At 60.4% G+C, this 12,490-nt stretch carries 8 protein-coding genes and 4 pseudogenes; 11 read left to right on the plus strand and 1 reads right to left on the minus strand.

Annotation, left to right across the window (positions count from 1 at the left end):
- From DBR18_RS28775 to DBR18_RS05385, 3 genes and pseudogenes are all read left to right on the plus strand, one after another.
- Positions 1 to 784, plus strand: a pseudogene (locus DBR18_RS28775) (long-chain-fatty-acyl-CoA reductase); the annotation flags it as partial.
- Between the two features lie 43 nt (positions 785 to 827).
- On the plus strand, positions 828 to 2,117 hold the full coding sequence (locus tag DBR18_RS05380; RefSeq protein ID WP_108589564.1) for a phenylacetate--CoA ligase family protein: 1,290 nt from the start codon (positions 828 to 830) through the stop codon (positions 2,115 to 2,117).
- Complete coding sequence (locus DBR18_RS05385; protein WP_108589539.1) at positions 2,114 to 3,040, plus strand: GNAT family N-acetyltransferase; 927 nt, start codon at positions 2,114 to 2,116, stop codon at positions 3,038 to 3,040. Before DBR18_RS05380 ends, DBR18_RS05385 begins: the two co-directional genes overlap by 4 nt.
- Before the next feature lie 52 nt (positions 3,041 to 3,092).
- Here the strand turns inward: DBR18_RS05385 and DBR18_RS05390 are convergent, their stop codons facing one another.
- Positions 3,093 to 3,620: a hypothetical protein gene (locus DBR18_RS05390; RefSeq protein ID WP_108589540.1), complete on the minus strand. Its 528-nt coding sequence runs from the start codon at positions 3,618 to 3,620 to the stop codon at positions 3,093 to 3,095.
- Positions 3,621 to 4,001: 381 nt separating this feature from the next.
- Here DBR18_RS05390 and DBR18_RS30210 point away from each other — a divergent pair.
- From DBR18_RS30210 to DBR18_RS28780, 8 genes and pseudogenes are all read left to right on the plus strand, one after another.
- A pseudogene (locus tag DBR18_RS30210) lies at positions 4,002 to 5,129 on the plus strand (cache and HAMP domain-containing protein); the annotation flags it as partial.
- Positions 5,130 to 5,462: 333 nt separating this feature from the next.
- A pseudogene (locus DBR18_RS30215) lies at positions 5,463 to 5,990 on the plus strand (methyl-accepting chemotaxis protein); the annotation flags it as partial.
- A 262-nt stretch (positions 5,991 to 6,252) separates the two neighbouring features.
- Entirely contained in the window at positions 6,253 to 6,699 is a 447-nt protein-coding gene (locus DBR18_RS05400) for a DUF411 domain-containing protein (RefSeq protein ID WP_108589542.1), read from the plus strand.
- On the plus strand, positions 6,699 to 7,133 hold the full coding sequence (locus tag DBR18_RS05405) for a YqaA family protein (protein ID WP_108589543.1): 435 nt from the start codon (positions 6,699 to 6,701) through the stop codon (positions 7,131 to 7,133). Before DBR18_RS05400 ends, DBR18_RS05405 begins: the two co-directional genes overlap by 1 nt.
- An 86-nt stretch (positions 7,134 to 7,219) precedes the next feature.
- Entirely contained in the window at positions 7,220 to 8,272 is a 1,053-nt protein-coding gene (locus DBR18_RS05410; RefSeq protein ID WP_108589544.1) for an alpha/beta fold hydrolase, read from the plus strand.
- 13 nt (positions 8,273 to 8,285) lie between these two features.
- On the plus strand, positions 8,286 to 9,239 hold the full coding sequence (locus DBR18_RS05415) for a D-2-hydroxyacid dehydrogenase family protein (RefSeq protein ID WP_108589545.1): 954 nt from the start codon (positions 8,286 to 8,288) through the stop codon (positions 9,237 to 9,239).
- 585 nt (positions 9,240 to 9,824) lie between these two features.
- Entirely contained in the window at positions 9,825 to 11,411 is a 1,587-nt protein-coding gene (gene glgA, locus DBR18_RS05425) for a glycogen synthase GlgA (protein ID WP_108589546.1), read from the plus strand.
- Positions 11,412 to 11,429: 18 nt separating this feature from the next.
- Positions 11,430 to 12,490: pseudogene (locus DBR18_RS28780) on the plus strand (alpha-amylase family glycosyl hydrolase); the annotation flags it as partial.

Here is a 12,490-nt window from a genome sequence, read left to right on the forward strand (position 1 = left end):
CTACCGCCACATCGCCCAACTGATCGTCGAACAGCGGGTGAATGTGCTGGTCGGCATGCCGGGCACGGTGCATCGCCTGTTCCTCAATGAACAACAGCGGCTGCGCGATTATGGCGGCATCGAAAAAGTCTTCCTCGGTGGCGAACACATTGGCGAACCGACCCGGGCGTTACTGCAAGATTGCGGCGTCACGCTCGTTCGCTCGGCCATTTATGGCACCGTCGACGCCGGCCCCATCGGCCATGCCTGCAGCGCCGGAGCGGATGGCGTGTTCCATGTCATGAGCGCGATCCAGGACGTACAGATCGTCGATTTCGAACGTGACGAAGCGCTAGCCGAAGGAGAACCCGGGCGCCTGCTGGTGACCTCGCGTCTGCGCGAAGGGCAAACCGTGCAGCGCTATGACATCGGCGACAGCGCCCGCTGGATCAGCGGCCCATGCGCGTGCGGGCTGTCATCGCCGCGCTTCGAACTGTTGCAGCGCCACGGAAAACTGGTGCGTATCGGCACCGATTTCATTTCGCTGACCGAGCTTGCGCAGTATCTGCAACAAACGCCCTTTCAGTTGATTCTCGAAAGAGGCCCTGATGGTCGTGAATGCATGCGTTTGTTCAGCGACCAAGAGCCCGCGCAGGTACATCGAAAACTGCGTGACTATCCAACATTGAACACGCTGATCCAGACCGGGCTGCTCACCCTGCAGGTGGAGCGCTGCGCCGTTGAACGGTTCAGACGCAACCGTCACAGCGGCAAGACACCGGTCCTGATCGACACCCGTGATTGAAAACCCGGCCCGCGTCGATCAACGCTACCCTATCGAGAATTTCATGAAGACAACGACTGCACTGAATGCACTGCTGGATTTTTCCCGTCAGCATTCCGATTACTACCGGCAACACCTGCATCAGGTTCCCGGCAAACTCACCACACTGGCCGAACTGCCAGTGATCGATCCCGCACATTACTGGCAAGGCAGCCACAACCTCGATCAATGGCCGGTGCTGACCGCCGCTGGCGTGGATGCGCTGGTATTCAAGACCGGTGGCAGCACCGGTTCCGGCAAACTTTCACTGTTCACCCGCGAGGAGTGGCAGACGCTGGTCAGTGACTTCGGCAAACACCTCAGCGATCAGCTCAACCCCGGCGACCGGGTTGCCAATCTGTTCTACGTCGGGGACCTGTACGCCAGTTTCCTGTTTATTCACGATTCACTGGCGCAAGTCCGTGGGGCGGTCAGCGAGTTCCCGTTCACCGGCGCGGTGGAATCCGGGGTGCTGGCCGAGGCGATAACCGAGTACCGGATCAACGTGCTGGCCGGCGTACCGGCGCAATTGTTGAAATTTGCGGCATGGCTGGAGCAACGCTCACAACGTCTTGAAGGGGTGAAAACGGTGTTGTACGGCGGCGAAAGCCTGTTTTGCGCGCAACGGCAGATACTTGCCCGGGTGTTTCCCGAGGCACGGTTCGCTTCTATCGGTTACGCCAGTGTCGATGCCGGGCTGATCGGCACCAGTGATCGCGACTGTGCGCCGGGTGAACACCGAATGCTCGAATCCCACAGCGTGGTGGAGATTCTCGACGAGGTCAGTGGTGAAGTCATCGAGGAATGCGGGCGCAATGGGCAACTGGTGATCACCAACCTCACCCGCCGTTTGATGCCACTGATCCGTTACCCGGTCGGCGACCTCGCGTGCTGGCGTGAACCGCCGGCAACTGCGCGGCGCAAATTTGCCCTGATGGGCCGCAGCATGAACGGTCAACGGGTGCGAGTCGGCACCTTGTCCCTGCAGATCGGCGAGATCGATAACCTCATGCAACGCTTGCGTATCGGCAGCGACTGGCAACTGGTCATCGAACAGCGCGGAGCAAAAGACCTGCTGAGCCTGAAATGGCTGCCTGATGCCCAGGGACATGACAGCGAAGCGGCCAACACGGAATTGCGTCTTGAGCTGATTCGCCAATACCCGATGATCGAGCAGTTGCAAAACGAGCAATTGCTTGAGCTGCAGGTCACCCGCTGCGACAGCGCCGACCTCATCTGCCATCCGCGCTCCGGCAAACTTCAACGAATAGTTGATCGACGTGTTTACCAGGCCCCTGCTGGAGAACAGACGTGACGGACGACGTATTACTCAGGCGTTATCAGCAAGAAGACGCGCTGTCCGTCAGCCAGTTGTTTCGCGAGATCTATGGCGACCATTACGTACAGCCCCACGTGTATCTGCCCTGCATGCTCAGCCAGAATCACGGGGACGGGCGCTGGCATTCACTCGTGGCGGTGGTTGGCGGGCAAATACGCGGGCATGCCACGTTGCAGCGCAGCACTCCCTCGCGCCGTCCTGATTCGCACACGGTGGAACTGGCGCTGAGCGTGGTGCATCCGGACACGCGCGGCCAGCACATCGCGACACGTTTGGGTCAGCAACTGCTGATTCATGCGCAAGCGCTCGATTATCGCGGTGTAACGATCAAACAGGTCACCCAGCACCCTTACACACAGCGCATGGCCGGCGCTCTGGGATTTGTCAGTACCGGTCTGCTGCCGGATTACGTTGCCTCACCTTTCGGGGAAGGCGCGCGTGAATCGATCGTCATCGGTTTTCGCAGCATCGACGGCCATCAACGCCCGATACCGGCATTGATCTGGCCTGAGAGCTGTCGCGAATTGATGCAGCACTTGAGCGCAGCACTCGGCACACGCACCGGCGAGGTGCCATGGAAAGGCCCCAAAGTGCGGGTGGAGCATTGCTCCGGGCGTTATGAAATCGAGCTGCGGGTTCTGGATGACGACCTGTTCGGTCAGTTGCGACAGCTGCCACAGGCGTGGCTGATTTCGCTGAAACTCAGGCTCGCCGAGGGGTTTGCTCTGGCCGTGGAGAAGCTGTCGTCGCTGGGCTTCATCTTTACAGGGATTGCGCCCGAGGATCGGGGAGACGGCTGGCTGGCCCTGTTCCATCGAGGGCAGCAGCCACGCAAGCTGCAATTGCACTGTCCACACATGCAACGCCTGCATGATCAGACGCCGCCACTGCGTGGCTGAAAACAAAAGGCCCGTTCAACGTTGAACGGGCCTCCCACCGAGCGTCAAGCGGTTACGCCTTGGACTTGACGCCTGCGTCGACAGGCTTGGCGGCGTTGCCTTCGCCATAAGTCTTCAGGTTCTGCAGAACGTAGATCGCCTTCTTGTACTCGGGGATCAGGTTCTTGCCGTAGGCGTTGCCATTGAGGCCATTGTTCTGAATGGCGTCGAGCTGGGTGGCGAAATACTCCAGCGCGTTGAATTTTGCGTCAGGGTCTTTGGTCACGCCGAAACGGTCGAACTTGTCGCCGGCATTGAGCAATGTGAAGGAGGTGATATCGGAAATCAGTCCGCGTTCGCGCAGGAACACACTCAGATTGCTCAGTTGCTTGACCGAGACGTTCGTCGGATCGAACCCCTTGATATTTTTGCGCAGGCCCTGCTTGTCCATTTCGGCAGTGTTCAGCGCGGTCGGATTGGTGCCGACCTTGGCGAGCATCTGCTGCACCTTGAGGCTTTGCTTGACCTCCTTCTTCGCGCCCGTATTGCGAACCAGCACCCCTGCCTTGCTCTCCCAGCCGCCGACAATGCCGATCGTCATGAGAAGACTCCCTGTGAAATAGCCATGAAATGTCCTTGGTGAACCGTCGAATGTCGCGAAGTATCTACCGGCCAACTAGTGGCACCAACCCTTTTAGTGCTGTCGCTTACAATTTTTGTACATTCTCGATACAAATTGCCAGAACCTTACTATCCCGTGGCTTCATGGCAGTTTGAAGACGGGTGAGGACGCACGCTTTGCACCGATTGCGGCGCCATCCGATTGGTTTGTATCGTGGTCGATACTTGCCTTCTGTCGATTCGGCATTTTCTTGCACGAAAGTACCTCAAGCTTCCTCGCGAACCGACGATACGCTGCTGTAACCCCGCCGTTTTTCCCCGATTACAACATATAAAAATCGCAGCTCAAGGACCGGTATCCATGCCCGCATTCCGCACCATTCAGGCTCGCTACACGCTGTTTCTGGTTCTGTTCATCCTGCTGCTCTCGGTGTTGACGGTGGTTGGCATCAGCCAACTGGTCGCGCCCAAGTTGCGCCAGACCGAAGAACAGGTGGTGCTCAACCGCATCGCCGAAGTTGCCGAACAGATTCAGGGCGAATTGAACAAAGTCCAGGCGCAGCAGCGCAGCATCACCCAGACCATTCCCCTGCTCGACAGCGCGGCCATCGACACCGTGTTGCCGGGGCTGGTCGATCAATACGGTGAGCTGAAAGTGTTTGGCGGCGGGATCTGGCCGCTGCCCGGCCAACGTGAGGCCGGGCGCAACAAGTTCAGCACCTTCTGGCACCGCGACGCCTCGGGCAAACTGGCGGTCAACACTTTCTGGAACAGCGACGCGGCGCCCAACTACTACGACCAGAGCTGGTACAAGGGCGGCATGCAGACTCCGCGCGGCCAGTGCGCCTGGGCCGCGGCCTACAAAGACGATGCCAGCGCCGAACCGCGCACCAACTGCGCCATGGCGATTCAGAAAAACGGCGCGGCCTGGGGCGTGTCGACCATCGACGTGACGCTAGGCTTCTTCAATGATCTGGTGGCGCGCAAGGAAAAAGACCTCAACGCCGAAATGCTGATCGTCGAGGCCGACGGCAAGATCATCAGCAACAGCTCGCGCATCAGCGGCCCGATCGTACTGAAGAACATCAGTGAGCTGGCCGCCGGCTCCTTCGCCAGTCAGGTCAAGGCCGGCCTGCAGAATCGTGATCAGGCGCAACGCGTCGAATTCGACAACAACGGCGAAACCAGCACCTTCTTCATGCGCCCGATCGAAGGCACGCCGTGGTTCCTCGCCACTGCCCTGCCAACCAAAATGCTCACTGCCCAGCGTGACGACGTGCTCAGCAGCCTGAGCCTGTTGCAGATTCCGCTGGTGATCCTGCTGGTGCTGCTGCAGGTCTATGCGATCCGCCAACTGGTTTCGCGGATGAAGGCGCTGAAAGCCAACATCGACTCGCTGTCCAGCGGCGACGCCGACCTGACCCGGCGCATCACCATCCGCGCCGAAGACGAACTGGGCGCCATCGGCCATTCGGTCAACACCTTCATTGCCTACCTGCAGAACATGATCGGTGAGGTCACCCAGGCCACCGGCGCCATGGCCACCAGTCTGGACGACCTGCAGCGCACCTCGGCGAACACCAGCCAGATTCTGCTGCGCCACGCTTCGGAAACCGACCAGACCGTCACCGCCATCACCGAGATGAGTTCGACCGCCGAAAGCGTTGCGCAAAACGCTGCCGAAACTGCCGCGTTCACCCAGCGCGCCAACGCCAACGCCGACCGCTCGCGGGTAGTCGTGGGTGAGGCGACCAACAGCGTGGTGGCCCTGATCGACGAGGTGGCCAGCGCTACGCAGAAAGTCGAAAGCATGCAGCAGGATGCCCAGCGCATCACCGAGATCCTCGGGGTGATCGGCGCCATTGCCGGCCAGACCAACCTGCTGGCCCTCAACGCCGCCATCGAAGCGGCCCGTGCCGGTGAACAGGGTCGCGGTTTTGCCGTGGTTGCCGATGAAGTCCGTGCCCTCGCCGCCCGCACCCAGGCCAGCACCTCGGAAATCAACGAGATGCTGACCCGCCTGACCCAAGGCGTGAGTTCTTCGGTCAGCGCCATGGAAAACACTCAGGCCAGTTGCCAGTCCGCCGCTGATGCCACGGCGCGGGTCAACTCGGGGCTGGATGAAATGGCCGGCTCGGTCAGCCACATCAACAGCCTCAGCACGCAGATTGCCACCGCTGCCGAACAGCAAAGTGCCGTGACCGAAGAGATCAACCGCAGCATGGTGCAGATTCGCCACATGGTCGAAGAACTGGTGCGCAGCGGCCAGGCCAGCGAAAACAATACCCGCCAGTTGCTGGAAGCCAACAACCGGGTGAGCGCGATCATGGGGCGCTTCAAAGTCCGGTAACCAACCACTCCCCTGTAGGAGCTGCGGCACGCTGCGATCTTTTGACTTTGATTTTCTGAACCAGGATCAAAAGATCGCAGCGTGCCGCAGCTCCTACAGGTGACAGATTTGTAATCTCTCGCTCATCTGGCTGTCAGGTTTGATCTACGATCATCCTGCCAGCCTGTCTTGTATCAACTTGAAACACTCCGTTGATGCCGGGCAGGATAATCCGGTCAAAATGCTTTCCTTTTTTGATCGTCATCCGAGCCGAGAATCCATTATGCGAACCTCCCTGAGACTGGCCGCCCTCAGCGCCCTGCTCCTCTCCTCCCTGGCCCAGGCCGCCGATCTGATCCCGATCGAAGTCCATCGCGACGCCAACTGTGGCTGCTGCAAAAAATGGATCAGCCATCTCGAAGCCAACGGTTTCAAAGTCGAAGACCACGTCGAAACCGACATGAGCAGCTTCAAGCAGCAGCACGGCGTGCCACCGCGCCTGGGCTCGTGCCATACCGCGCTGATCAACGGCAAGTTTGTCGAAGGCCATGTGCCCGCTGAGCAAGTGCTGGCACTGAGCAAACGCGACGACCTGCTGGGCATGGCCGCACCGGGCATGCCCATGGGTTCGCCGGGCATGGAAATGGACGGCATGAGCGATGCCTATCAAGTGATCGGCCTGAAGAAGGACGGCACGGATGTGGTGGTGGCTGATTACCCGGCCCATTGATGGCTGCCGTTTACCTCGGCCTGTTTGCCGCGGCGTTCGGCGCCGCGACGTTATTGCCGTTGCAGTCCGAAGCACTGCTGGTCGGCCTGATCGCCAGCGACCGCTACTGGCTGTGGGGCCTGCTGGCCGTGGCGACGCTGGGCAATGTGCTTGGCTCGGTGGTCAACTGGTGGCTGGGACGCGGACTCGAACGTTTTCAGGATCGACGCTGGTTTCCCGTCAGCCCCGGGCACATGGCAACGGCGCGCAAACACTATGAGCGTTACGGGCATTGGTCGTTGTGGCTGAGCTGGCTGCCGGTGATTGGCGATCCGCTGACCCTGATTGCCGGTGTCATGCGCGAACCGCTCGCACGCTTTGTGCTGATCGTCACGCTGGCCAAAGGTGCACGCTACGCCGTCGTGGCGATGCTGACCCTGGGCTGGCTCGGTTGAACATTCCGGCCATGGCGTTGCCTGTGGTTAACGTCGCCCTAATCCGGGCGTTCCAGCATCGGCCGATTTCCATGGAGTTTGCCCTTATGTCCGTCACGCTGTCCCGCTGGCTGCCCGGCCTGTTCCTGATTGGCGCACTGCCGCTGTTTGCCCACGCCGCCACACAAACCCAAGCGGCACCTGCCGAAGGCCCCACCTACGGGCCGGAACTGCAAGGCTTTGAATACCCCTACACGCTCAAGCACTTTGCCTTTCAATCCCAGGGCAAATCCCTGCAGATGGGTTACATGGACGTCGCCGCCCATGGCAAAGCCAACGGTCGTACCGTGGTGCTGATGCACGGCAAGAATTTTTGCGCGGCGACTTGGGACAGTTCAATCAAGGCCCTGAGCGAAGCCGGTTACCGTGTGGTGGCGCCGGATCAGATCGGTTTCTGCACCTCCAGCAAACCCGATCATTACCAGTACAGCTTCCAGCAACTGGCGACCAACACCCAACAACTGCTCAAGGCTCTGGGCATTCAGAAAGCCACCCTGCTCGGCCATTCCACCGGCGGCATGCTCGCCACCCGCTACGCGCTGCTGTTCCCGGATCAGGTCGAACAACTGGCGCTGGTCAACCCGATCGGTCTGGAAGACTGGAAAGCCCTCGGCGTGCCGTATCGCACCGTGGATCAGTGGTATCAGCGCGAATTGAAGGTCACCGCCCAGAGCATTCGCGACTACGAACGCAGCACTTATTACGATGGCCGCTGGAAACCCGAATTCGACCGCTGGGTGGACATGCTCGCCGGCCTGAGCAACGGCCCGGGCAAACTTGCGGTAGCGTGGAATTCGGCGCTGATCTACGACATGATCTTCACCCAACCGGTGTACTACGAATTCAAGAACCTGAAGATGCCGACCCTGCTGCTGATCGGTACCTCGGACACCACGGCGATCGGCAAGGACATCGCGCCGCCGCCGGTCAAAGCCAACATCGGTCACTACGACGTACTTGGCAAACAGGTGGCGAAACTGATCCCGCAGTCGACGCTGGTGGAATTTCCCGGCATGGGCCACGCGCCGCAAATGGAAGAGCCCGAGCAGTTTCACAAGGCATTGCTTGGCTGGCTGAACAACTCCAATCCCGTTCGTTGATGAGGTGAAGCTGATGGCGGTGCAGATTGCAGTGATCGATGACTGGCAGGACGTGGCCCGCGACGTCGTCGACTGGTCGGCTCTGGATGGCATCGGGGAAGTGACGTTTGTGCACGAGTACCCGGCGGACAACGCCACACTGGCCGAACGTCTTGGCCGTTACGAGGTGATCTGTGTCATGCGTGAACGCACGCGCTTCGACGCGGATCTGCTCAAACGCCTGCCCAGACTCAAGCTGCTGGTCACCGGCGGGATGCGCAACGCCGCGCTGGACATCCCGGCCGCCACGCAACTCGGGATCAAGGTCAGCGGCACCGACAGCTACAAGCACGCGGCGCCGGAACTGACCTGGGCGCTGATCATGGCCGCCACGCGCAACCTGGTAAACGAGGCAAACTCCCTGCGCGCCGGTGGATGGCAACAAGGCCTGGGTGGTGACCTGCATGGCAAAACGCTGGGCATTCTTGGCTTGGGCAGTATCGGCCAGAAGGTGGCACAGTTCGGCCAGGTGTTTGGCATGCAGGTGATCGCCTGGAGCGAGAACCTCACCGCCGAACGCGCACAGCAGGCTGGCGTGACCTATGTCAGCAAGCAGCAGCTGTTCGAGCAGGCCGATGTGCTGTCGGTGCATCTGGTGCTCAGCGAACGCAGTCGCGGGCTGGTCGATGCGCAAGCGCTGGGCTGGATGAAACCCACCGCGCTGCTGGTCAATACCGCCCGTGGGCCTATCGTTGATGAATCAGCGCTGATCAAGGCCTTGCAGAAACAGCAGATCGCCGGGGCCGCGCTGGATGTATTCGATCAGGAGCCGCTGCCGGCGCTGCACCCGTTTCGCACACTGGACAACGTGCTGGCCACGCCGCACGTGGGATATGTCAGCCGCAAGAACTACCAACAGTTCTTTTCGCAGATGATCGACGATATTCAGGGTTGGGCGGCAGGTAACCCAATCCGTTTATTGAATTAAACCCTCACCCTGTAGGAGCTGCCGCAGGCTGCGATCTTTTGATCTTGTTTTTTAAGATCAAGATCAAAAGATCGCAGCCTGCGGCAGCTCCTACAGGTGCATCAGTGTTCAGCGGATCAACAAACTGGCCGCACCACAACAGTGCAGCCTGCCTTTGCGCTAGCACAAAATCGTGACCGACCAGTCACCGTTTTAGCCCTTCCCTCCAGAAAAACCTGCACTTCGTCGGTGCGTGCCGCCGTACACACCACGGCATTCGCGGCTCGCAAACCGATTGTCGAACAATTTACCCATTTGCTCTGGCCCGCTCTAGGATCTGGCCTAGACTGATTTTCGCGGGGCTCGACCTGCCGGTCATTTCGCTGAAAAAAAGTCGAAACTTTTGCGCAGAGCGACGGGTCATCTGAATCACAAGGGCCACGCGACTGGTGCAATCCTTGCAACGCCCCTTTCACCCATTCTGCTTGCGCGTGTTGGGTAGCGTTTGCTCACCGATGCGTGGCGCGGTTGCGCCCGGCCACAGGACCTGGCCGTGGACATCGCTTGTTCAAGACAAGAATCAGATCAACGACACGGGAGATTCATATGATCAGTGCGGCATTGGATATTCAGGGAGAACTTGCTCAACAGTCGCAAGGCGAATCGAGCACGGTGAGCGTTCCTGGCAGCCGAACGATCAACGTTCCCGGCACCAAAACGCTGACTCCGGTGGCGAGTCAGAATCCCAACAAGAAGAAAGTGCTGTTCGTGACCTCGGAAATCGCCGATCTGGTCAAGACCGGTGGCCTGGGTGACGTTTCCGCCGCCCTGCCCCGCGCCATGGCGCACCTGCACGACGTTCGCGTGCTGATCCCCGGCTACCCGCAGGTGATGCACAGCGAAAACCCGATCCACATCATCGGCGAGCTCGGCGGCCACGCGGCACTGCCGCCGTGCAAGATCGGGCGCATGGACATGCCGGACGGGCTGGTGATCTACGTGCTGATCTGCCCTGAACTCTATGAGCGCGAAGGCTCGCCGTACGGCGCCAACAACGGACGCGACTGGCCGGACAACCATATCCGTTTCGCCCGCCTGGGTCTGGCCGCTGCCGATATCGCCGCCAACCTGGCGCAAATTCACTGGTGCCCGGATCTGGTGCACGCCCACGACTGGCCGGCCGGCCTGGCGCCTGCTTACATGCACTGGCGCGGGCAGCGCACGCCGACCCTGTTCACCATTCACAACCTGGCGTATCAAGGCGTGACCAGCCTCGGCTCCTGCCCGGAACTCGGCATCCCGACCCATGCCCTGCAACAGGAAGGCATGGAGTTCTACGGCAAGATGTCGTTCCTCAAGGCCGGCATGGCTTATTCGAGCCACATCACCACGGTCAGCGCCACCTACGCCCAGGAAATCACCACCCCGGATTTCGGCTGCGGTCTCGACGGTTTTCTTGCCGCCAAGACCCAGCAAGGCCTGCTCAGCGGCATTCCCAACGGTATCGACGAAAGCTGGGACGCGGCCACTGATCCGCACCTGTTCGCCCCGTTCGCGATTGGTGACTGGGAAGGCAAAGCGATCAACGCTGCCCACGTGCGTGAACTGTTTGGCCTGAAGGATTCCAGCGGCCCGCTGTTCGCCGTGGTTTCGCGGCTGGTCTACCAGAAAGGTCTGGACCTGACTGAAGCCGTCTCCGAATACATCGTGCAGAACGGCGGCCAGATCGCAATCATCGGTCGCGGCGAACCTGAGGAAGAACAGGCCATGCGTGAACTGGCGCTGCGTTTTCCCGGGCAGATCGGCGTGCGCATCGGCTTCAATGAGACCGATGCCCGCCGCATGTTCGCCGGCAGCGATTTCCTGCTGATGCCGTCGCGTTATGAACCTTGCGGCCTGAGCCAGATGTACGCCCAGCGTTTCGGCTCGTTGCCGGTGGCGCGCAACACCGGCGGGCTGGCCGACACCATCGAGAATGGCATCACCGGTTTCCTCTTCGACGAATCCACTGTCGAGAGCTACCGCGAAGCATTGAGCCGCGCGTTCAAGGTCTTTGCCTTCCCCGAACTGCTCAATGCCATGCGTTGCCGTGCCATGGCCGCGCCGTTCAACTGGTGCAAAGCGGTCGAACCGTACGCCGAACTCTACGAACAACTGGTCGCCAAGGCGCTGGGCAAAGCGGGCCACAAATAATCAGGGAGCTTTTCAACGATGCCGTTACGGACCCAAGAAACCTGGCCCCACGGCGCAATCATGCTGGATGCCGAACACACGCAGTTTGCGTTATGGGCGCCGGATGCGTTTTACGTCAGTGTCGAACTCGAAGACGGCCAGTCGCTGCCCATGCTGCCGCAAGGTGATGGCTGGTTCGTGATCAAGGCCCGGTGCCCGGCGGGCACCCGTTATCGCTACAACATCGATGGTGAACTGGAGGTGCCGGATCCGGCCTCCAGAGCACAGGCCGGTGGCCTCGATCAGCCCAGCGTGGTGGTCGACCCACTGGCCTATCAATGGCAACACAGCACCTGGAACGGTCGACCCTGGAGCGAAGCTGTCATCTATGAGCTCCACGTCGGGGCGCTCGGTGGCTTTGCCGAAGTCGAGCAGCACCTCGCCCGCCTGAGCGAGTTGGGCATCACCGCCATCGAACTGATGCCCATCGCGCAGTTCCCCGGCGAGCGCAACTGGGGTTACGACGGCGTGCTGCCTTTCGCACCACAAGCCTCTTACGGCACCCCGGAACAACTCAAACACCTGATCGACAGCGCTCACGGGCATGGTCTGGCGGTGATTCTCGACGTGGTCTACAACCACTTCGGCCCCGATGGCAATTACCTGCATCGCTACGCCAAAGGCTTTTTCCGCGAAGACAAACACACGCCCTGGGGTGCGGCGATCGACTTTCGCCGGACTGAGGTGCGGGAGTTCTTCATTGAAAATGCGCTGATGTGGTTGCTGGAATACCGCTTCGACGGGCTGCGCCTGGACGCGGTGCACGCCATAGAAAGTCCGGATTTCCTGCCGGAACTGGCGCAGCGCGTGCGCCAGCAGACCGACCCGGCCCGCCACGTCTGGCTGACCGTGGAGAACGAACTCAATCAGTCGAGCCTGCTGGAGACCGACTACGACGCGCAGTGGAACGATGACGGCCACAACGCCCTGCACGTCTTGCTGACCGGCGAAACCGACGCCTATTACGCCGACTATGCCTTGCAACCGACCGAGCAACTGGCGCGCTGCCTGAGCCAGGGCTTTGTGTTTCAAGGCCACAT

It is taken from the genome of Pseudomonas sp. HMWF021, from assembly GCF_003061005.1.
Lineage (GTDB): Bacteria > Pseudomonadota > Gammaproteobacteria > Pseudomonadales > Pseudomonadaceae > Aquipseudomonas.

Excerpts from the sequence above, each read along its gene's own strand:
- DBR18_RS05380 (WP_108589564.1), top strand. The coding sequence starts at position 828 with ATGAAGACAACGACTGCACTGAATGCACTGCTGGATTTTTCCCGTCAG.
- DBR18_RS05390 (WP_108589540.1), bottom strand. The coding sequence starts at position 3,620 with ATGACGATCGGCATTGTCGGCGGCTGGGAGAGCAAGGCAGGGGTGCTG.
- DBR18_RS05400 (WP_108589542.1), top strand. The coding sequence starts at position 6,253 with ATGCGAACCTCCCTGAGACTGGCCGCCCTCAGCGCCCTGCTCCTCTCC.
- DBR18_RS05405 (WP_108589543.1), top strand. The coding sequence starts at position 6,699 with ATGGCTGCCGTTTACCTCGGCCTGTTTGCCGCGGCGTTCGGCGCCGCG.
- DBR18_RS05410 (WP_108589544.1), top strand. The coding sequence starts at position 7,220 with ATGTCCGTCACGCTGTCCCGCTGGCTGCCCGGCCTGTTCCTGATTGGC.
- DBR18_RS05415 (WP_108589545.1), top strand. The coding sequence starts at position 8,286 with ATGGCGGTGCAGATTGCAGTGATCGATGACTGGCAGGACGTGGCCCGC.
- glgA (WP_108589546.1), top strand. The coding sequence starts at position 9,825 with ATGATCAGTGCGGCATTGGATATTCAGGGAGAACTTGCTCAACAGTCG.